Below are 19,445 nucleotides of genomic sequence, written 5' to 3' on the forward strand. Positions count from 1 at the left end.
TCGATTACGTAGTTGACTACTTACAACAACCACACAGGTCTGTTGAGTTATCCTTACTATCTAACCCAGCCGTAGTTACTGATGCGAAACGACAACTTGCCCACGTGCAGGGGGGTGCACGGTAATGCGTTGTCGGTACACGACAGCGCGACACATATAATGAGCAAACACAACAACGCTGTAAACAGACGTACTGTTCTGACGACACTCGGTATCGGGGGGGCCGCACTGGTCGGTGGTGTCGGGACCGCCTCCGCGCGCGGACGCTACGGTCGCCGCGGCTTCTACGGCCCGACGGCGGACCCCTGTGGCACGTGTGCCCCAGAACCCGTATGCGAGCCGCTGTGTGAACCCGAGCCCGTGTGCGAGCCCACGGTGAAGTACATCGTCGACATCTGCAACACCACGTGTGGGCAGGCATGGACCCCGCCCGCGCTGGCGATCCACAGCCGCTTCGCCAAGCTGTTCCAGGTCGGCAGCGAGGCGTGCCCCGAGCTCGCCGCGCTCGCGAAGAACGCGGACCTCGGCCCGATGATCAACACGCTGGGCGTCAGCGCCGAGGACGGCACCGACATCTTCGCGTTCGACATCGGTGACGACGTCGTCATGTCGACCACCGACCCGCTCAACACCGGGATATCGAACAAGACGACCATCGAGATCGAAGCGCCGATGCGCTACTCGGTGCTCTCGATGGCCGCGATGATGCTCGCGACCAACGACGGGTTCGCCGGCGTCGACTCCATCCGCATGCCTCGCGGGCCGGGTGAGGTCGTCAGCGCACCCATCTTCGCGTACGACGCGGGTGTGGAGTGCAACAGTGAGAAGGCCGCCGACCTCGTGCAGGAGGCGTTCCTGTTCACCGACGTCGTCTCCAGCGGTACCCAGGCGACCTCGGAGCAGGACCTCACCTGCAACGCCGAGGGCTTCGTCCACCACCACCAGGGCATCCTGGGCCTGTGCGACCTCGACTGCGTCAAGCACGGCTGGGACGGCCCCGTTGGGACCATCACCATCACGATGGAAGCGCCCGACCCGTGTGCCGACGTCGACCCGTGCGCAGACCCCTGCGCCGACGTCGACCCGTGTGCAGTCGACCCGTGTGCAGACGTCGATCCCTGCGCGGTCGACCCGTGCGCTGACGTCGACCCGTGTGCAGTCGACCCCTGTGCCGACGTCGACCCATGCGCGACCAACACCTGCCCCAGTGGCCTGAAGAAGAAGAAGCAGACCCGCACCATGCGGCGTGGCTACTACTGAGCCACCGAGGTAACGACCGAACCGGTCTCGGGCGGGCCGTCACCCGCGCGAGCCGCCGACGGGCCAGGTAACCCATCCATCCAGTCTGCCATTCGGGACACTCGACTGCTGTCCGGGTGACCCACCTCCGGGAGACCCGCCCGTCGCGTTCGCTGTCGTCTCCGTACATCATCCGTCGTTCTCCGTTTTCTCCACCGCTGTTTCCACACATCCGGCAGCCCTGGCTCTGGTCGCCGCATCGGCACGCTTCGTCTCGAACACGTCCTGGACACTCTCGACCCCGCGAGCGTCGCGCTCGAAGACCACCCTCGGATACGTGGCATCGACCAGCACTAGCCCCACCGGCGACGCCGGCGGGATACCCTCGTGGCCGGGCAGCGGCTCCGGATCGAGGACCCGGTCGACCTTCGAGAGTGGGGCCGCCCCGGTCGCGACCGCCCGGACGAGCGACCCGAGCCGGCGGACCAGTTCCCAGAGGAAGCCGTCGGCACGAACCGAGAATACGAGGAACTCGCCGTCGCCCTCGACCGTGGCGGTCTCCAGCGTCCTGACCGTGTCGTCTTTCGAGGTGGCGGTCAGGTTCGCGAAGTCGTGCGTGCCAGCCAGCTTCGCCATCGCCGCGCTCGCCAGTTCGGGGTCGGCACCCGGCGCGTAGAGGTGGCACTCGTACGCCCGGCTCGTCGCGTCGTAGGTCGCGTGGAAGTCGTCGGGCACGTCGGCACTCGCCCAGGCGCGGACGTGGGCCGGGAGCTGCCCGTTGAACGCTCGCGGCGTCAGCCAGTCCGGGCACTCGAACGCGACGGTCTGGGCGACCGCCGAGACGCCCGCGTCGGTCCGGCCCGCCGCCGCGTAGCCCTCGGGGACCTCGTCGGGCGCGTCGATGATACCCAACTCGCAAAGGGCGTCGAACAGGGCCGACTCGACGGTCGGCACGTCCGGCTGGCGCTGGAAACCGTGGTAGGGGCGACCGTCGTAGGCGATGCGGAACGCGCGCATTGGCGAGGGTTCGCCGGGCACAGGTTTGTAGCTGGCGCGTTTCGCCGGTGATTCCGTGGGTCCCCTACTCGGCAGCCGTGGGCGCGCCCGGCGGCACCAGCCACCGCGAGAGTGCGAGCAGTCCCACGTCGAGGAGCGAGAAGGCGAGGCCGACGACAGTCCCGATGGCGAGGGCGAACGCGCCGCCGATACCGAAGAACAGCAGGAGAACGAGCATCTCGCCGAGGAACGCGAACGCGAGCGTGAGCAGGACACCGAGGAAGAACAGGAGGCCGGTGACGGCACCCCACTTCGCACCCGCGGCGACGACGGCCCGTGTCGAGGACCGGTCGGGACCGAACAGCTCGACCGCCCCGAGTACCCGGGTCGTCGTCCACAGCGTCACCGCCCAGAGGTACAGGAACGCCGCGAACCCGACGACCGTGTTCAGGCCGCCCAGCGGGTCGCCGAGCGCACCCGAGAGGTGCAGACTCGCGACCCCGGCGGCGGTCAGGGTCGCGGTGTGATACGTCCCGAGACACCACGCCAGCAGCGTCGGCTGTGCTTCGGCGAAGAAGCCCGAGTCAGCCATGTGCCAGCACCTCCGCCAGCGAGAGCAACAGCACGAGCACGCCCGCGGTCAGCCCGTAGGCACGCGTGAGGGTGGCTTCCGACCCGGGGAGCCCGAGCCGACGAACCCGGACGACGGCCAGTGACCGGGCCATCGAGAACAGGACGAACCCGAGGAGCACCGCCAGTTTCAGCGCGAGGACCGCCCCCCAGCGCGTCTCGGTCGTGGGGACGGCCGGGGCCAGCGCCCCGAGGTTCCCGACGCCGGTCATTACGACCACGCCGAGGGCTCCCCAGAACAGCCACTCGTAGCTCGCGGCCGTAGGGAGCAAGTGCTCGGCGGTTCGGTCAGCGTCATCGGTGTCGCGGCTGTCGCGTCGGAACGCCAGCCACACGACGACGGCACCACCAACTAGCACCGTCACCGCCAGCAGGTGTAGCAGACGCACGAGGAGGGCGGTCGCCTGATGCGAGAGGACCATGCGCGAAATTGGCGGTGACGTGACAAAGAGATTACCACGACCCCGGGCACACGACCCGGTACGCTTAGACGCCCGGCCCACGACAGACGGGGTATGGACACGCTTTCGGGGGACGAGGTCGCCGAACTCATCGGCCCGAACCTCGCGGCCGCACTCGGCATCACGGACCAGGAGTTCACGGACGCCCAGATAACCGCACTGACCGAAACCTTACAGGAGAGCACGGCCCTGGCGGAATCCGTCGGGGAGGGCGACACCGACAGCCTCGCCGAACTGTTCACGCCCGAGTTCGTCGCGGCCCACACCGAGTTCGACGACTTCGAGGCCATGCAGGCGGCGAGCCCGTGGGGCGACGACATCGGCGCGGCGTTCAGTGCCCGGAAGCCAGGCGAAGCCGACGGGCCGGCCACCCAGACGAGTTCGTTCCTCTCGCGCACTACCGAGTTCACGACACCCGGCGCGATGGTCCGGGCGGCGGTCATCGACCGGACGAAGCGCAAAGTGGACGCTCTGTAGCTGCGGTTTCTGTTCTGGTTTCCAGTGCTCTAGACTGGAGTTCATCTGCTGAATCGACTGCTTCCGCGGCCGATTCGACGACTCGCGCTGGTGGCAATGGAACCGCAACCGCACAGCACCGCCCCGCACCACAGCCTCCCCAGCCGATTCCGGTGCTCGGCTCCGCCTGCGCTTCTCATCCCTCGCGCGATAACGCGACACCTCTCACTGTCGTTCGAGGGTCGCTGTCTCGCGCGCCACGGCTACTGGTCGGGAAAAGCCGAAGAATCGAAGAGAGATTCGAGTCGCTTACTCGAAGTCGGCGAGCGTCGGGTGCGCGCGGTCGCCGGGGAAGTCGTCGACGGGGGCGGTGGTCTGGTCGCCGGATTCCATGTCCTTGACGGTGACCTCGTCGTTCTCGAGGTCCTGCTCGCCGACGATGACGACGGTCTCGGCGTTGATGGAGTCGGCGTAGTTCATCTGGGCACCGAACGACCGGCCGGCGACGTCCGATTCGACGACGTTGCCAGGCTCGCGCAGTTCCCGGGCGATGCGCGAGGCAATCGGGCGGGTGTCGCCGACGGTGAGGACGTAGTAGTCGGTCGAGATGGCTTCGTCGGGCCAGACGCCGGCGCGCTGGAGCAGCAGGGGAAGGGTGGAGTTGACGACGCCGGGGGCGACCCCGACGGCGGGCGTGGGCTGGCCGCCGAAGTCCTCGATGAGGTCGTCGTAGCGGCCGCCGCCGAAGACGGCACGGGAGACCTCGCCGGTGGAGTCGAAGCACTCGAAGACGACGCCGGTGTAGTAGTCGAACCCACGGGCGGTCGTCAGGGAGACCTCACAGTACTCACGAACACCGAAGTCCTCGGTCGCGGCGAGGACGTTCTGGAGGTTCGCGACGGCGTCGTGGACCTGTTCGCTGTCGGCCCACTCGGTCAGGGCGTCGAGGTCCTCGTCGCCGGCGAGCAGCAGGTCGTCGAACTCGCGAGCCTGGTCGTAGCTCAGGCCGGCCTCGTACAGCAGGTCGAGGTACTCGTTCTCCTCGACCTTCGCGCGCTTGTCGACGGCGCGGATGGCGTTGCGGACGTCGACGTCCTCGTCGGTCTCGAACTCCCGGAGCAGCCCACCGAGGATGTCCCGGTGGGAGACTCGAAGCTCGAAGTCGTCGGCGTCGAGCCCGAAGTTGGTGAGCATGTCCGCGCCGTAGGCCAGAATCTCGGCGTCGGCTTCGGGTTCCGAGGAGCCGAAGATGTCGACGTTGGTCTGGTAGAACTCGCGGAAGCGGCCCTGCTGGACCTGCTCGTAGCGCCAGAACGGGCGCGTCGAGAACCACTTGATGGGCTTGGAGAGCTCCTGTTGCTTGGCGACGACCATCCGGGCGACCGTCGGCGTCAGCTCCGGGGTGAGCGAGACCTCGCGGCCACCCTTGTCCTCGAAGGCGTACAGTTCCTCGACGATGTCCTCGCCCGACTTGTCCACGTACATCTGGGTTCGCTCCATCGCCGGGGTGGCGATCTCGCGGAACCCGTAGCGGCGGGCCGTGTCCTCGACGGTGTCGATGACCGCCCGGTAGGCGGCCATCTCCGCCGGGTAGATATCACGGAAGCCCTTGAGTCCGTCGTACATACGCCGCGGTTGGGTCACAGCGCGCTTGAAACCTTTCATCCAGCCCCGGGAGTTATGGTCCAGCGACCGGTATCGCTGTCAAGATGAGCGGGCGAGACCGCGCGGCGGAGCGACCGTGGGTCGAGGAGCTGGCGACGAGCCTGCCGGTCTCGCCGCTCTCCGCCCTCGGGACGCTGCTCGCCGCGGTCATCCTCGTCCGGGCGGTCGTCGACCCCGACCCCCTCATCCGGGACGCCATCGAGGGGGCGCTCCCGTTCGCCGCGAGCGTCGCCGTCGTCGTCATCGACCGGCACCTCATCCGCGACGGCGTGGACTCGCGCGACCGGCTCACCGTCTTCGCCTACGGCCTGTTCGGCTTCCTCGTGGCCGCGATGGTCACCTCGCTGCATCTCCTCATCCTGCTCACCGACGGCGTCTCGGTGCCCGAACCGCTGTATCTCACCCTCACGTCGGGGACCGTCGGGGTCGGGGCAGGCGCGGTTGCTGGTGCCGGCGAGGTCCGCCAGCGCATCGCGGCCCGCGAGGCCGAGCGTCAGCGCGCCCGCCTCGAGGAGTTCGCGAGCGTGGTCAGCCACGACCTGCGCAACCCCCTCAGCGTCGCCCAGGCCCAGCTCGAAGAGACCTTCCGCAGCGGGGACCCGGCCCATCTCAAGGAGGTCAAGCACTCCCTGGACCGCATGGACGACCTCATCCAGGACTCGCTCGAACTCGCCCGACAGGGCCGGGTGGTCGGTGACCGCGAACCCGTCGCGCTCGACGCGGCCGCGACCGCCGCCTGGGAGGGCGTCCAGACCGCCGACGCGACCCTTCGGGTCGACTACGGCGGCACCCTCGACGCCGACCGGTCGCGACTCGTGGAACTGCTGGAGAACCTCTATCGAAATGCTATCGAGCACGGCCGCGAGGACGTGACGGTCACCGTCGAACAGACGGCCGAGGGCTTCGCCGTCGCCGACGACGGCCCCGGCATCCCCGAGGACGACCGCGAGCAGGTGTTCGAACGCGGCCACACCGGCGACGACGGCTCGGGCCTCGGGCTGGCCATCGTCGAGTCCATCGCCGACGCCCACGACTGGTCGGTCCACGTCGAAGAGAGCCGGGATGGTGGTGCCCGGTTCGTCTTCGAGACCTGACTAGCACGGTTCTGCAAGGGGTCGCCCCGCGACCCGCTTTCCGCCGGGCGAGAAATTCGAGTATCTGGACACTTCATCGCGACACGAGACCCTGAAGCCGTATAAACCAGAAGAAACACACAAGTGGTTTTTGCGTTTCTCCACCCGAAATAGAGGGGTTCGACGGGTGATACGGATTTCTTCCTCCCAGCGCGGCCAGCGGAACCAGATATGTTACTCTCCGAACACCTACCGAGACCTATTGTTCACACGATATCGAGTGAACGACACGCCGCTCGACACACCTGTGGCTGGAACTCGCTGACTCACGGTCGAAAACCGCTGGTCACCGCGTGCCGGTGACGAACGTCTGGTCGTGCGCGGGGAACACGTCCTCGATGGCGGCGGGGCCGTGCTCGTCGGCCAGCAGCGCGCGGAGTTCCGCCTCGTAGTCGGCCCGGCGGATCTCCTCGCTCGGGCCGATGGTCACGTCGAGTTCGGCCTCGACGATGCGGTCGACCGCCCCACGGCCGAACCCCGACAGGGGCGCGATGTAGTCCACCTCGTGTCTGTCCTCCAGGCTCTGTGCCTGTGCTCGCGAGACCGTGGGGACGCGGTCGTCGCGGCGCGTGCCGTCGGCGATGGCGTCGAACTCCATCTCCGCGAGCTGTTCGAGCGCGTGCTCGTGGACGTCCTGAATGGCGTTCCGGGGGAACCCGTCGGCGAGCATCCGCTCGACCGCGTCGTCGGCGACCTCGCGGTCGAGGTCGAGTCGCTCGTGGGGGAACCCGACCGCCTCGGCAGCGTCGCGGGCGTGTTCCCAGTCGTCGGTGATGCCGAAGCTCCCGGTGACCAGTGTCACGTCGTAGAACTCGGCGCACAGCAGCGCCGCCAGCGTCGAATCCTTGCCGCCGCTGTAGAGCAGGCCCAACCGCATCAGCGACGGATGTTGAAGCTCTTCGAGTCGGGCTTGAGTTCGCGCAGCAGGTCCTTCATCTTCTCCTCGTCGATCTTGCCCTGGACGCGCCCGGAGCGTGCCAGTGCGATGATCTGCTGTTCGACCTGCTCGCCGAACTGCGGCTTGGACATCTTCACCGAGTTCAGGCGCTGACGGGCACCGTCGGTGAGGTACTGGCGAAGCAGCGCCTGCTTCTGGGCCTCGGCCTGCTCCTGCATGGCCTCCTGGGCTTCAGCGTCGCCCTGGCCCTGTCCCTGCTGTTGCTGCTCGCGGAGTTTCTCCATCTTCTCCTGTCGAAGCCGTTCGATCTCGTCGTCGTTGGGGCTGCCGCTCATACTCCTCTGTTGTGGATTGTGCAGGAAAATCGTTTCGACTGCGGGAGAGTGCCGTCGCTGGTGCGTGCGTGAAACGTTGAGAATCGACGCTTACGCGTACCGTTCGAGTTCGGGGCGGTCGAGGTCCTGCATGACCTTGTCCGCGGTGTTGTCGAGGAGGCTGCGGCCCTCGTCGGTGACGCTGCGGCCGGCACCCTTCTGCGTCTGGACGAGACCCTCGTCTTCGAGCTGCTGGAGCGCGGTGCGGATGACCTTCTTCGAGCCGGACGAGCGCTTCGAGGTGGCGACACGGTAGCGGTTGGAACCGCCCGTGGCACCGCCGTACTCGGTGGCGAGACGCTCGACACCGACCGGGCCGCTGTCAGCGACCTTGCGGAGGAGGGAGGCGGCACGGATCGCCCAGAAGTTCTCCTGCTCCGGCGGGAGCTCCTTGCTCACACCGGTCTTCGTGAACTGGATCCAGTCGGGCTGTTCGAGTCGACCTTCGAGGTCCTCGGCGAGCGCCTCGATGAGGGCGTCCGCCGGCACGTCGTACATCGTTGTCATTGCAAGCCAGTTCCCTCGCGCGGGTTAAAAGACCATCGTCTTATTCCTGCTCCGACGCCCCGAGTGCGGCCATCGCGCCACCCCCGACGAACACCGGAAACCAGTAGGTTGCGAGCCGGTGCAGCAGGATTCCAGCGCTGACCGACGCCGCCTCCAGCCCCGTCACCGTCGGCAACACCATCAGCAGGACCGTCTCGATACCGCCGAGCCCGCCCGGCAGCGGGGTGATGCTGGCCACGGTCCCCAGCGGCACCGCGAGCATGGCCGCCACGAACAGTTCCGGCCCACGGAACCCGAGCGCGTACAGCGACAGCCAGAGGCACACCACGAGCATGAGCCAGCCGAGGGCCGAGTACGAGAGGGTCGCGAGCAGCGAGAAGCGGTCGCTCGCGACGCGCTCGATGGTGCTGAAGAAGCCCTCGATGCGACGCCGGATGTCGGCCGGTCCCGGCGGATTGACCCGTGGAATCACCCGCCCGACCCGGCAGACGAGCGGCGAGACGACCGCGACGACGACCTCCTCGACCCGGTACCGGTTTCGCCAGCCGAGGGTCGCCGCCACCGCGAGCAGGGCCGTCAACACGACGACCACGACCGCCGCGTCCGCGAGCCGGTCGGTCAGGGTCACCGTCGCCGCGTAGTAGCCGAGCGCGATCAGGGCGAACCCGACCGACGGGACGAAGTTGATGGCGTCGACGCTCGCGATGGCGGCCAGCCCGGTCTCGTATTCGCTGTCGGCCCGCCGGGAGATGAGGAGCGCGCTGAACGGTTCGCCGCCAGCCTGGCCGAACGGCGTCACGTTGTTCGCGAAGGTCGCGGCCGAATAGACCAGGAAGGCGTCCCGGACCGAGAACTCGATGCCGAGGATACGCAGGACGGAGCGAAGCGCCAGTCCCCAGGCGAGCAACCAGACGAGTGCGGCGAGGAGGACGAACGCGAACACCGTCGGGTCAGCCATCGAGAGCTGTGCGACGACAGCCTCGAACCCGACGAACCACAGGAGCACGGCCAGCACGACGATGGCACCGACGAAGCCGGCTACCATGGGGCGAACGTCCCAATCTCCTGCCATGCGGGTCCCGTTGACCGTCAACCGCTTGAACCCACCGACTCCAGCCGGGTGTGTTCCCACGTCCCCCGGGCAGGACCGGTCCGTTTTTTGGCACCCGTGTGAAATAGGCACGCAATGGACGAACGGGCTGCCCTGGACCTGCTCGGCGGTGTCGTCGGTCGCGCCGGCGACGACGCAGCCGTCGTGGACGGCCAGGTCGTCACGACGGACATGCTCCACGAGCGGACCGATTTCCCGCCCGGGACCACCCGGTACACCGCCGGCTGGCGAGCCGTCGGCGCGTCGCTCTCGGACGTGGCCGCGATGGGCGCGACGGCGACCGCGGCCGTCGCGGTGTACGCCGCCCCCGAATTCGACGAGGCCGACCTCGTGGACTTCGTCACGGGCGCTCGCGATGTCTGTGCGGCCGTCGGCGCCGAGTACGTCGGTGGCGACCTCGACTCCCACACCGAGTTCACCGTCGCCACGACCGCCCTCGGCCGGACCGACGACCCGGTCCACCGAGACGGCGCGACTCCCGGCGACCTGCTCTGCGTCACCGGCACGATGGGGCGCTCTGCGGCCGCCCTCCGGCTGTTCGAGCAGGGTGACACCGAGCGCGCGAACGACCTCTTCCGGTTCGAACCCCGCGTCGCCACCGGGCAGGTGCTCGCCGCCCACGCGACCGCGATGATGGACTCCTCCGACGGGCTGGCGCGCTCGGTCCACCAGCTCTCGGAGGCCAGCGACTGCGGCTTCGCCGTCGACTTCGAGGCCGTCCCGGTCGCCGAGGCGGTTCGCGACGTGGCCGAAGATGGGGAGGACGAGCGCGAACTCGCCTGCTTCTTCGGCGAGGACTTCGAACTCGTGTTCACCATCCCCGAATCCGAACTCGACGCGGCCCGGGACGCCTCCCCGACGCCCCTCTCGGTCATCGGGCAGGTCACCGCCCCCGACGAGGGTATCACCATGGACGGCGAGGAACTCCCCGACCGCGGGTTCACGCACGGGGAGTGAGACGCAGGGACTGGTTTTCGACGACGACTGGATTCACAGTCTGGCGCGTGCTGGCGAGCGTGGCGAGCGAGGCGACGCAGTCGCCTCGACAGCGAACGGGGAGGAACGACCCGTGAGCGAGTGAGACCGCGAGCCGGCATCGCGCGAGGGACGACCGGAGTGGAACGGAGGGAGTCGGCTGGGGAGGGCGTGGTTGCGGGGCGGTGGCGGTTCCATCGCCACCAGCGCGAGTTCGCTGCTTGCTGGAAGAGCCGCTTCTCCTCGAAACACACCCGCCTCACCCCGAACCAAACTTGCGAGTACGGGATACGAGGGTGCCGAAAACCGACCCCAAAGCCGTCAGAACAGCCGATTCAACCCACGAGAGTCAACCCACGAAATTCAACCCACGAGTTTCAGCCCACAATCGCAACAGGAACGGGCATGAAACAGAGCACGCCCAGCAGGAACGTCAACACGCCCAGGGCCATCCGGGTCGTGTCCAGTTCCTCCTCCTCGCTCACCGGCCGGGCCGAACCCGCGGCGGCCACGAACGCCGCGAGCCCGCCCCAGAAGATCCAGATGAAGACGTTGTTGAGCGAGTAGTGCTCGACGAAGTGCAGGAAGCCCGCGAGGCCGAACAGGCCCACCGGCACCAGCGTCGCCAGGGTCTCCTGGCGCTCGCCGAACATGGCGCGCATGATGTGCCCGCCGTCGAGCTGGCCCACCGGAATCAGGTTGAGCAGCGTGACGAAACAGCCCGCCCAGCCGCCGATGACCACCGGGTGGACGTTCACCGTCGGGTCCTGGTAGCTGAGCGGCTGGCTCGTGAGCTCCGCGAGGATGCGGATGAGCGGCGGGAACGCCAGCTGGATGGTCACCGCGTTGGGGCCGGGGTCGAACCCCGGCGGGGCCTGGACCGGCGGGAGCTGCAGGCCGACGACGGTCACGACGACGGTGGCGACCAGCCCCGCGAGTGGGCCGGCCGCGCCGATGTCGAACAGGGCCTTGCGGTCGGGCATCCGCCCCCGCATCCGGATGACAGCCCCCATCGTCCCGATGAGTGTCGGGAACGGGATGAAATAGGGTAAGGATGCGTCGACGTCGTGGTAGCGACTCATCGCGTAGTGGCCGAGTTCGTGCGTGCCGAGGACGACGAGGATGGCCGCGGAGAACGGCCACGCGGTCGTCACTGCCTCCAGGGGGTTCGCGAACGGGTCGATGAAGAACCACTGCGCACCGACCAGCAGGGTGGAGAACACGGTCGCGACGAACAGCAGGACGTTCTTCCACGGGATGCCGTCGATGCCACCCCCGGCGGGCTCGGCGACGATGACGTACCGGCCGGCGCGGGTGGTGAGCTGTGGCTCGTAGCCGGCGTCGTGGAAGGTCTGCCAGACGTGCTGCATCACCACGTCGGGCTGCCGCAGGGGCATCCCGTAGTAGTACAGCGTCTCGCCGTCGGTCCGGACCTCCTCGACGTAGAACTCGTCGTCGAACGAAGAGAGCGGTGGGCCGGCGTCTGGCGACAGGTCCCTGGCAGACATCTACCGAGCCTACGGCATCGTCGCGTAAAAACCCACGGCGGCGTCACGTTGCCGTAACCAGCGCGCGTGCTGCCAGCAGGAACGCCGCGAGGGTGGGAGGGCCGAAGCGGGATAGCTGTCGCTCACCGGTGTGGTGAGATGACAGACGGGGGACCACGACAGGCCACCGGGGGCCGTGCGGGAGCGGTCGGCGTGTGGGTGGGCTGCCGTTCGCAGCGGGTGTGGGAGCGCTGCGTGCAGTGCGGGAGTCGGGTGGGGAGTTGTCTGCGTGCGGTGCGGGGAGGTCAGGACGGGTCGAGGTCGCGAGGTGCGGGGACCTGCGGGACCGGTGGTGTGGGAGGCCGGTCCGGGTTCAGGCCCGTGCGACGCGCCAGGTGGTCGCACTCGTGTACGACCACTTCTCGATCTCGAGGTCCGTCGCGGACTCTCTGAGCTTGACCATGAGTGCGCCGATCTCCTTCGGGGAGAGGCCGACGTCGTCGGCGATGAACTTCGACTTGAAGTACATCTCGCCGTCGTTCGCCTTCTCGCGCAGGTAGTCGGCAAGGCGTGTCTCTTTGTTTGCGGGCTCGTTGTCAGCGGAGGGGTTCTGAGTGACGCTCATTTCTTTTCGCCTCGACCAATCCTATCTGCCCGGAGATGTTATAAAGGGGAGATGCTTCGGGCTGTTTCGCCACGTTTCGAGTGAAATCGCCGTATTTCGCCTCATTGTATTCTTTTTATTACCTTTAACGGCGCTTCGAGAGATGTTTAGACGTTTTATAGACGGTGCTAACGCTTTTATCCCGAATCAATCGAGCGCCCAGATTCGTTCAGCTACAGCGACATGTATCGGCAAGAGAGACCGCTTTCAGGCTGCGGTTGCGTCGGTGCGCGCCGGCTCAGGTGCGCTCGTGTACCCAGAATTCTTCGTCCGTTGTCACTTCCTTCTTGAATATCGGCACCTCGTCCTTGAGCCGGTTGATACCGTCCTCGACGGTCCGGAACGCCTCGTCACGATGGCCAGCGAGCACGACCACGAACACGATGTCCTCGCCGTACTCGATGACGCCGGTGCGGTGGTGCATGAGCACCTCGTGAACGCCCTCGCGCGATTCGAGATCCGCACTGAGCGCGGCCATGCGCTCTTCGGCGACGCCGTCGTACTTCTCGAACTCCAGTGACTCCGTCACGTCGTCCTCGTCGTGGTCCTTCGCACGGACGCGTCCGGTGAACGTGGCGATGGCACCCGCCTTCGGCGCGTCGGGCGAACGCTTCGCGCGCGCCACGAGCGAGTCGAGGCACTCGTACGGGTCGGTATCCGCCAGCGCGTCACAGACGGCTTCCACGGCCACGTCGTCTGCGGTCTCACCCGTCACGAGCGCCTCGCCCGCGTGGTCGCGCCCGCCGAGGACGACCTGCGGGACGTTCGCCCAGCTGTACCCCTCCAGCAGGCAGAAGTCGTAGTCGGGGGCGAGGTCGTCGAGCGTCTCGTCCAGGGTCCGCTCGTCGCCAGTCGCGAACCACGAACCCTCTGCCACCCCGTAGGTCACGTCCGCGCCGGCAGCCCGGTGACGGGCCGTGTCGCGGCCCTCGGTGTCGATGTCCGGGTCGACCGTGCAGTGTTTCACCGTCGCGACGCGACCACGCTCGCTGAGGCGCTCGACCAGCCGGCTCACCAGCGTCGTCTTGCCCGAGTCCGACGGACCGACGACACCCAGTACGTACATATCCGTGCGAAGCGGCGGCAGGCGCTTGTAGGTATCGCCCTGGCCAGTGAGAATCAGGGTTCGGGCGGCAGGCGGAACAGCCAGCGGACCCCCTCGAACAGCGAGTCCTTGGCGACGACGAGGGTGAAAAAGAGGAAGAGGACACCGCCAGCCCGCCCGAACATCGGCTGGCCGGCCTCCTCCCCGAACGCGAGGACGACGAGCGAGAGGGACCCGAAGGTGGGACCGGTCACACGCCGCAGATTCGTCGTCGAGAGGGCACCCGTGCGATACTGCACCACTGCGTAGCCGAGTATGGCACAGCAGGCGGTACCGAACACTATCGCAACGAGAGCCCCGAGCATACCATAGAATATGCGACGTTGACATAAAAGGGAGACGGTTCGTTCATCCGAAAATTGCCGCCTCAAATGGTCGAGTCGCCCGTTACCGGCAGTTTCGACAGTGACAGCCTGAGCCTACCAGTAGTCGGTCACCGACGGGAAACGTGGGTTCCCACCAGTGAGCACCGCAGCTGGCACGGTGGAACCACCTACGAACACCGCCGGTCGCTGTCCAGAACCCGACGACGGGACGGCGGTATGATGTCAATACTATGGAGGACGCTCGCTGGCCAGCCAGGCGCTGGCCTGCCTGCCCGCTCAGAACAGGGGGTCGTCGAACGTCTGACGGAGTGCGACGCCGTTCCCGCCGACCGCGTACTTGCCGGTCGTCGGGTCGTCCTGTACCACGATACTGCTATACAGCGTCACGTCCGAGGGGTCGGCTGCGGTCCCGGTCCAGCCCTCTATCTCGCGCTCGAACAGCTCGGCACTCCCACCGACGGCCACCCCGCGGTCCGCGTCGCGGTCGACCGACAGCCGGCTGTTCCCGCCGAGTTTCGTGAGCGTCCAGACCGCCCCGTTGTAGCGGAACAGCCGACCGCTGCCACCGACGACCGTGATGTCGTCGGGCGATTCCGCCGCGACATCGTAGAGCGTGACGCCGGCGCTCTCGATGCCGATGTCGGTCCACGTCTGGCCGCCGTCGCGCGTCTCGTACACCTTCGCGTTCCCGTCGCAGGTGTACCCGGTGTCGTCGTCGATGAAGGTCACGCCGCGCAGCGTCGAGCCGTTCCCTGGTTTGACCGGCTCGTCGAACGTGACCGCGCCGCGGTCGTTCTCGCCGTGGAGCACCTCCCCGGAGCCGTTGACGAGGTAGATGGACTCCGAACCGGCCGACCCGGTGACGGCCACGTCGGTCCACGACGAGGTCGCCCCGCCGGGCTGCGAGTAGTCCGTGATCTCACCGGTCGTCGCGTCGATGTGTCCGAGCGCGCCGCTCCCGCCGGCGACCCAGAGCGACTCGCCGTCGTCGGTGACGCCAGCCCCGAACAGGGAGTTGCCGCCTCCGCGGACGCCGGTTTTCGTGACCACGTCCCACTCACCGGTCGAGTCCGTCCGGATGATGCGACCGCTCCCGCCGACCGCGTACAGCCCGGCCGACGACTCGACGATCTCGTACAGGGTCACGTCCACCGGTGTGGACACCCGCGACCACGACCGGTCGGCCAGCCGTTCGACGGAGACCTCGGTGCCGCTCCGCACGGTCGTGAGGTCGCTCGCGCTCCCGTCGGTGACGGTGAGCCCGGTCACGTCGCCGCCGAACCGGTAGGCGTCGGCCCCGTCGCCGTCGCCCAGTGTGCCGCCGACCTCGTACCCATCTGCCACGCTGGTCACCGTGTCGTCGGACTCGTTGAGCGTGGTTCCGGCGGTGGGCCCCGACACGTCGAACCCGTAGGAGAGGCTCGCGCCGTCGTCGACCTCCAGGCGGAGGGTGTCGGGGTAGGCGGTGTAGCCGCCACGCTCGTATATCTTCCCGGCGTTCCCGACCACGGCGTCGGGGTACTCGCCGGTCGTGTCCAGCGCGACCCCGCGGAGCGTCTTCGAGGTGGCGAGGTTCGTGCTGGTCCAGCCGTCGGTGGACCGGATGTAGAGCGTCCCGCCCGCGCCGGCCGCGACGTGGCCGCCCTCCGCGTCGCTGGTGCGGTCGACGCCGCGAATCGCGCTGCCACCGGGCTTGAACCTCTGCCAGGTGGTCCCGTCGTACTCGAAGATGCGGCCGCTGCCGCCGACGACCGTGATGGCGTCCTCGTCGGCGACGGCGATGTCGTACAGCGGGACGGTCGCGGCGTCGACGCCGATGTCGGTCCACGTCTGGCCGCCGTCGCGCGTCTCGTACACCGACCCGGTCGAATCACAGCACCACACCTCGTTCTCCTCGAGGCGGGCCGCCCCGTAGATGGCGTTGCCGCCGTTGAACGTCGTCGCGGTCCCCCACGACATGCCCGCGTCGTCACGCTCGCCGACGAGGACCTGGCCACCCCCGCCGAACAGGTAGACGCGCTCGTTCCCGGCGGTCTCACCGACGGCCACGTCCCGCCAGGTCGCCGCGAGACCGTTCGGTTTCGAGAAGTCCGTGAACTGTTCGTCGACCGCGTCGTAGTAGCCGACTCGCCCGCTCTCGCCGGCGACCCAGACGTTCCTGCCATCGACGGTGGCATCGACGCCGTAGAAGCTCTTGTCGCCCGCGGTCAGTCCCGCGTCGAGGACGCGCTCGTACCTGCTTCCCGACTCCTCGGTGGCGCGGCGAGCGAGCACGTCGCCGTTCTCGCCCACCGCGTAGGGTCCCTCGCGCGACTGGGTGACCGAGCGCAGCGTCTTCTGCGTCGGCGAGTCGCGCGACGAGAACTCGTCTGTCCCGGCCGATTCGGCGGAGACGACGCCGCCGCTGCCGAGCCAGACGCCTGTTGCTCCGAGTGCCGTCAGTGCTTCGCGTCGAGTGAGGTTCGACACACGAGACGCTCACCGGTCGACAGAGAACAAAGACCGGCCTAATCGTTCGGGTATCGACAACGTCTCCGGTTCGAACGCACGCGTTCCCGGCGGTCCCGACTTGGCAATCCTTAAGAGATGCAGTGGGCTACACGGCGACAATGAAAGTAGTCGTCTCCGTCGGCGGGAGCGTCCTCGCGCCGGAACTCGACGCAGAGCGCGTCTCGGCGTTCGCCGACGTCATCAACGAACTCGTCGACGACGGGTGCCAGGTGGCAGCCGTCGTCGGGGGCGGCGGCGTCGCCCGGGACTACATCGGGACCGCCCGCGACCTCGGTGCCAACGAGATCGAACTCGACCAGCTCGGCATCGACGTGACGCGGCTGAACGCCCGCCTGCTCATCGCCGCACTCGGTGAGAACGTCGTCACCGCGCCCGCGAAGAACTACGAACAGGCTGGCGAAATCATGCGCAACGGCGACGTCTGCGTCATGGGCGGTGTCGCCCCGGCCCAGACGACCGACGCCGTCGGCGCCGCGGTCGCCGAGTACGTCGGCGCGGACCTGCTCGTCTACGCCACCTCGGTCCCCGGCGTCTTCTCCGCGGACCCCAACGAGGACCCCGATGCCGAGAAGTACGACCAGCTCTCCGCCGAGGAACTCGTCGAGGTCATCGCCGGGCTGGAGATGAACGCCGGGTCGTCCGCCCCGGTCGACCTCCTCGCCGCGAAGATCATCCAGCGCTCGGGCATGCGCACCATCGTCCTCGACGGGAACGACCCGACGCGCGTCCTGGACGCGGTCCGCCACGGCGAGCACGACGGCACCGACATCATCCCCGAGGGCACCGGCGACAACCTGACGTACTGGGTCGAATAGCGCGACACCCCCGACCCGCCGCCGCGAGCCCCGTGTGACCCGTTTTCGCAGGTTGACAACCCTTAAGAGCGCGACAGCGGTACGCTCTTCCATGCAACAGACACGTGTTCGACCGACAGGAATCGGGGTGGGCGACCGGTGAGCCGTACCGACGACGCCACCAGTCCGTACACCCTCTCCGCCGACGACGACCGAGACAGCGAGACGGCCCGCCACGTCTTCTGGGCCGACCGCATCGCCGACGTCGTCGAGTCCCGCGACCCCGACGAGCCAATCATCATCAAGGGCGGCATCTCGCCCTCGGGCGTCCCGCACCTCGGCAACGTCAACGAGATCATGCGCGGCTACTTCGTCGCGGAAGTGCTGCGCGAGCGTGGCCACGAGGTCCGCCAGGTGTTCACCGCGGACGACCGCGACCCCCTGCGCAAGCTCCCGCGCAAGCTGGCGAATCTGGACGGTGACATCGTGGATTTAGGGGATGTGAACGCCGGCGCGCTCGGCCGGAACCTCGGCCATCCCTACACCGACATCCCGGACCCGTTCGGCTGCTGTGACTCCTACGGCGCGCACTTCTCGAACCTCATCACCGAGAGCGCGGAACTGCTCGACGTCGAGTTCGACATCGAGTCCAACACCGCGATGTACGAGGCGGGCCGCTTCGACGACGTCGTCGAGTTCATCCTCGACCACGCCGACGAGGCCCGCGAGGTCCTCTCGCACTACCAGGACAAGGTCGACGAGGACTACGTCCCGTTCAACCCCATCTGTTCGGAGTGCGGGAAGATCACCGAGACCGTGACCGCCATCGACACCGAGGCCGGTACCGTCGACTACGTCTGCACGGACATGCAGGCCGGCGACAACACCATCTCGGGCTGTGGCCACGAGGGCACCGCCACCTTCCGCGAGGGCAAGCTCCCCTGGCGCTTCGAGTGGCCCGCCCAGTGGCAGGTACTCGGTGTGGACTTCGAGCCGTTCGGGAAGGACCACGCCGAAGGCTCGTGGCCCTCCGGCGACGACATCGCCCGGAACGTGCTGGACATCCAGCCGCCGGTCCCGATGGTGTACGAGTGGTTCACCCTCGACGGGAAGCCGTTCTCCTCCTCGGAAGGGAACATCATCCTCGTCAGCGAGGTGCTCGACCTGCTCGAACCCGAGGTCGTCCGCTACTTCTTCGCGAAGGACCCGAAGAAGGCGCGTGACTTCTCCATCGAGCGCCTCGACCAGCTCGTCGACGAGTTCGACCGCTTCGAACAGCTCTACTTCGGCGAGGTCGAGGGCTCCGAGGACGAACTCGCGAAGGCAGAACGCGTCTACCCCTTCGTCGTCGAGAATCCCGACGAGGACCGGATTCGCCTGCCCTACACGTTCGCGGCCGTCCTCTCGATGTTCCCCGACGAGCAGACCCGTATCGACCACGCGAAGAAGCAGGGTCACATCCCCGAAGACGCCGACCAGGCGACCATCGACGCCGCATTCCAGCGCGTCGAGCGCGCCGCGAACTGGGCCGAACGAACCGACAACGAGTACAACTACACCGTGCTCGAGGAGCTGCCGGAGGTCGACTTCGACGAGGAGACGTGCGAGGCACTCGACCAGCTCGCCGACTTCATCGAGGAGGGCCACGACGGCGAGGCAATCCAGGGCGAGATCTACGAGTCCGCCAAGCGCCGCGACCTCGACATGGGCTCGTTCTTCGGTGCCGGCTACCAGCTCTTCTTCGGGCAGGACCAGGGCCCGCAGCTGGGGCCGTTCCTCTCGAAGCTGGAGCGCGAGTTCGTCGTGAATCGGCTGCGGCGAGAAGCCTGATTCTCGGGTTCTGCTGTTTCAATTCGGTTCGCGTTTCGAGTGGTCAGCTGTTTTGCGGGCGTGGCTGCAGTCTCCGACTCGTAGAAGACTATCGCTAGCGTCCATGACCGCACCACGCCCTCCCCAGCCGACTCCCTTCGTTTCGCTCCGCTCCACTTCGGTCGTCCCTCGCACGGTTTCGGCTCGCGGTCTCCGACACGCTCGCCAGCGCGCGCCAGAGTGTTCGATTGGAGGTCGAGGTAAGGAAAAAGCCGCCTGGCGTGCGCGGTCGGCAGTCTGAGCG

General features: G+C 67.5%; 19 protein-coding genes. 6 read left to right on the forward strand and 13 right to left on the reverse strand.

Features of this window, described 5'->3' with window-relative positions; translation table 11 throughout:
• Nucleotides 1-360 precede the first annotated feature (360 nt).
• Nucleotides 361-1,260 carry a spondin domain-containing protein gene (locus tag N6C22_RS00120; RefSeq protein ID WP_261648486.1) on the forward strand — a complete coding sequence of 300 codons (900 nt, stop codon included), beginning with the start codon at nucleotides 361-363 and terminating at the stop codon, nucleotides 1,258-1,260.
• A gap of 168 nt (nucleotides 1,261-1,428) precedes the next feature.
• Here N6C22_RS00120 and truA read toward each other — a convergent pair whose 3' ends face one another.
• The 3 genes from truA to N6C22_RS00135 form a co-directional block, all read right to left on the reverse strand.
• The gene (gene truA / locus N6C22_RS00125; RefSeq protein WP_261648488.1) at nucleotides 1,429-2,256 is read right to left on the reverse strand and encodes a tRNA pseudouridine(38-40) synthase TruA; all 828 of its coding nucleotides are present in this window, start codon (nucleotides 2,254-2,256) and stop codon (nucleotides 1,429-1,431) included.
• 64 nt (nucleotides 2,257-2,320) lie between these two features.
• Complete coding sequence (locus tag N6C22_RS00130) at nucleotides 2,321-2,827, reverse strand: hypothetical protein (protein ID WP_261648490.1); 507 nt, start codon at nucleotides 2,825-2,827, stop codon at nucleotides 2,321-2,323.
• A complete protein-coding gene (locus tag N6C22_RS00135) occupies nucleotides 2,820-3,287 on the reverse strand; it encodes a hypothetical protein (protein WP_261648492.1) in 468 nt (155 codons plus the stop codon). The genes N6C22_RS00130 and N6C22_RS00135 overlap by 8 nt, the downstream gene beginning before the upstream one ends.
• A 93-nt stretch (nucleotides 3,288-3,380) precedes the next feature.
• On the opposite strand from N6C22_RS00135, the gene N6C22_RS00140 reads away from it, so the two are divergent.
• Nucleotides 3,381-3,803, forward strand: coding sequence for a hypothetical protein (locus tag N6C22_RS00140; RefSeq protein ID WP_261648493.1), 423 nt, complete (start codon nucleotides 3,381-3,383; stop codon nucleotides 3,801-3,803).
• 288 nt (nucleotides 3,804-4,091) lie between these two features.
• Here the strand turns inward: N6C22_RS00140 and hisS are convergent, their stop codons facing one another.
• Nucleotides 4,092-5,408 (reverse strand): histidine--tRNA ligase, encoded by a 1,317-nt coding sequence (gene hisS / locus N6C22_RS00145; protein ID WP_261648495.1) that lies wholly within the window; start codon nucleotides 5,406-5,408, stop codon nucleotides 4,092-4,094.
• 83 nt (nucleotides 5,409-5,491) lie between these two features.
• Here hisS and N6C22_RS00150 point away from each other — a divergent pair, with 83 nt between their 5' ends.
• Nucleotides 5,492-6,541: a HAMP domain-containing sensor histidine kinase gene (locus N6C22_RS00150; RefSeq protein ID WP_261648496.1), complete on the forward strand. Its 1,050-nt coding sequence runs from the start codon at nucleotides 5,492-5,494 to the stop codon at nucleotides 6,539-6,541.
• A gap of 325 nt (nucleotides 6,542-6,866) precedes the next feature.
• On the opposite strand, the gene N6C22_RS00155 is transcribed toward N6C22_RS00150, so the two are convergent.
• The 4 genes from N6C22_RS00155 to N6C22_RS00170 all read right to left on the reverse strand — a co-directional run bounded on the left by N6C22_RS00155 (nucleotide 6,867) and on the right by N6C22_RS00170 (nucleotide 9,431).
• Complete coding sequence (locus N6C22_RS00155) at nucleotides 6,867-7,457, reverse strand: asparagine synthase-related protein (RefSeq protein ID WP_261648498.1); 591 nt, start codon at nucleotides 7,455-7,457, stop codon at nucleotides 6,867-6,869.
• Nucleotides 7,457-7,813, reverse strand: coding sequence for a DNA-binding protein (locus N6C22_RS00160; protein WP_261648499.1), 357 nt, complete (start codon nucleotides 7,811-7,813; stop codon nucleotides 7,457-7,459). The genes N6C22_RS00155 and N6C22_RS00160 overlap by 1 nt, the downstream gene beginning before the upstream one ends.
• A 90-nt stretch (nucleotides 7,814-7,903) precedes the next feature.
• Nucleotides 7,904-8,359, reverse strand: a complete 456-nt coding sequence (locus N6C22_RS00165; RefSeq protein ID WP_261648501.1) for a 30S ribosomal protein S19e — start codon at nucleotides 8,357-8,359, stop codon at nucleotides 7,904-7,906.
• Between the two features lie 40 nt (nucleotides 8,360-8,399).
• Nucleotides 8,400-9,431 carry a lysylphosphatidylglycerol synthase transmembrane domain-containing protein gene (locus N6C22_RS00170; protein ID WP_261648502.1) on the reverse strand — a complete coding sequence of 344 codons (1,032 nt, stop codon included), beginning with the start codon at nucleotides 9,429-9,431 and terminating at the stop codon, nucleotides 8,400-8,402.
• A gap of 114 nt (nucleotides 9,432-9,545) precedes the next feature.
• Here N6C22_RS00170 and thiL point away from each other — a divergent pair, with 114 nt between their 5' ends.
• The gene (gene thiL / locus N6C22_RS00175) at nucleotides 9,546-10,427 is read left to right on the forward strand and encodes a thiamine-phosphate kinase (protein WP_261648503.1); all 882 of its coding nucleotides are present in this window, start codon (nucleotides 9,546-9,548) and stop codon (nucleotides 10,425-10,427) included.
• Between the two features lie 395 nt (nucleotides 10,428-10,822).
• On the opposite strand, the gene N6C22_RS00180 is transcribed toward thiL, so the two are convergent.
• The 5 genes from N6C22_RS00180 to N6C22_RS00200 all read right to left on the reverse strand — a co-directional run bounded on the left by N6C22_RS00180 (nucleotide 10,823) and on the right by N6C22_RS00200 (nucleotide 16,496).
• Complete coding sequence (locus N6C22_RS00180; RefSeq protein WP_261648504.1) at nucleotides 10,823-11,953, reverse strand: site-2 protease family protein; 1,131 nt, start codon at nucleotides 11,951-11,953, stop codon at nucleotides 10,823-10,825.
• 352 nt (nucleotides 11,954-12,305) lie between these two features.
• Nucleotides 12,306-12,557, reverse strand: coding sequence for a hypothetical protein (locus N6C22_RS00185; protein WP_261648506.1), 252 nt, complete (start codon nucleotides 12,555-12,557; stop codon nucleotides 12,306-12,308).
• A gap of 277 nt (nucleotides 12,558-12,834) precedes the next feature.
• A complete protein-coding gene (locus N6C22_RS00190) occupies nucleotides 12,835-13,662 on the reverse strand; it encodes a molybdopterin synthase (protein ID WP_261648507.1) in 828 nt (275 codons plus the stop codon).
• Nucleotides 13,663-13,715: 53 nt separating this feature from the next.
• Nucleotides 13,716-14,006, reverse strand: a complete 291-nt coding sequence (locus N6C22_RS00195; protein WP_261648510.1) for a hypothetical protein — start codon at nucleotides 14,004-14,006, stop codon at nucleotides 13,716-13,718.
• 297 nt (nucleotides 14,007-14,303) lie between these two features.
• Nucleotides 14,304-16,496, reverse strand: coding sequence for a YCF48-related protein (locus N6C22_RS00200; protein ID WP_261648511.1), 2,193 nt, complete (start codon nucleotides 16,494-16,496; stop codon nucleotides 14,304-14,306).
• Between the two features lie 140 nt (nucleotides 16,497-16,636).
• Here N6C22_RS00200 and pyrH point away from each other — a divergent pair, with 140 nt between their 5' ends.
• Together pyrH and lysS are read left to right on the forward strand one after the other, a co-directional pair.
• A complete protein-coding gene (pyrH, locus tag N6C22_RS00205) occupies nucleotides 16,637-17,353 on the forward strand; it encodes a UMP kinase (RefSeq protein WP_261648513.1) in 717 nt (238 codons plus the stop codon).
• A 138-nt stretch (nucleotides 17,354-17,491) separates the two neighbouring features.
• Nucleotides 17,492-19,162 carry a lysine--tRNA ligase gene (gene lysS / locus N6C22_RS00210; RefSeq protein WP_261648514.1) on the forward strand — a complete coding sequence of 557 codons (1,671 nt, stop codon included), beginning with the start codon at nucleotides 17,492-17,494 and terminating at the stop codon, nucleotides 19,160-19,162.
• Nucleotides 19,163-19,445: the final 283 nt, after the last annotated feature.

This window comes from Haloarchaeobius sp. HME9146, from assembly GCF_025399835.1.
Classification (GTDB): Archaea; Halobacteriota; Halobacteria; order Halobacteriales; family Natrialbaceae; genus Haloarchaeobius.

Coding starts and splice junctions, on each gene's coding strand:
- N6C22_RS00165 (WP_261648501.1), bottom strand. CDS start 8,359: ATGACAACGATGTACGACGTGCCGGCGGACGCCCTCATCGAGGCGCTC.
- thiL (WP_261648503.1), top strand. CDS start 9,546: ATGGACGAACGGGCTGCCCTGGACCTGCTCGGCGGTGTCGTCGGTCGC.
- N6C22_RS00160 (WP_261648499.1), bottom strand. CDS start 7,813: ATGAGCGGCAGCCCCAACGACGACGAGATCGAACGGCTTCGACAGGAG.
- N6C22_RS00185 (WP_261648506.1), bottom strand. CDS start 12,557: ATGAGCGTCACTCAGAACCCCTCCGCTGACAACGAGCCCGCAAACAAA.
- N6C22_RS00190 (WP_261648507.1), bottom strand. CDS start 13,662: ATGTACGTACTGGGTGTCGTCGGTCCGTCGGACTCGGGCAAGACGACG.
- N6C22_RS00170 (WP_261648502.1), bottom strand. CDS start 9,431: ATGGCAGGAGATTGGGACGTTCGCCCCATGGTAGCCGGCTTCGTCGGT.
- N6C22_RS00180 (WP_261648504.1), bottom strand. CDS start 11,953: ATGTCTGCCAGGGACCTGTCGCCAGACGCCGGCCCACCGCTCTCTTCG.
- N6C22_RS00155 (WP_261648498.1), bottom strand. CDS start 7,457: ATGCGGTTGGGCCTGCTCTACAGCGGCGGCAAGGATTCGACGCTGGCG.
- truA (WP_261648488.1), bottom strand. CDS start 2,256: ATGCGCGCGTTCCGCATCGCCTACGACGGTCGCCCCTACCACGGTTTC.
- N6C22_RS00130 (WP_261648490.1), bottom strand. CDS start 2,827: ATGGCTGACTCGGGCTTCTTCGCCGAAGCACAGCCGACGCTGCTGGCG.
- N6C22_RS00135 (WP_261648492.1), bottom strand. CDS start 3,287: ATGGTCCTCTCGCATCAGGCGACCGCCCTCCTCGTGCGTCTGCTACAC.
- N6C22_RS00140 (WP_261648493.1), top strand. CDS start 3,381: ATGGACACGCTTTCGGGGGACGAGGTCGCCGAACTCATCGGCCCGAAC.
- hisS (WP_261648495.1), bottom strand. CDS start 5,408: ATGTACGACGGACTCAAGGGCTTCCGTGATATCTACCCGGCGGAGATG.
- N6C22_RS00150 (WP_261648496.1), top strand. CDS start 5,492: ATGAGCGGGCGAGACCGCGCGGCGGAGCGACCGTGGGTCGAGGAGCTG.
- N6C22_RS00195 (WP_261648510.1), bottom strand. CDS start 14,006: ATGCTCGGGGCTCTCGTTGCGATAGTGTTCGGTACCGCCTGCTGTGCC.
- pyrH (WP_261648513.1), top strand. CDS start 16,637: ATGAAAGTAGTCGTCTCCGTCGGCGGGAGCGTCCTCGCGCCGGAACTC.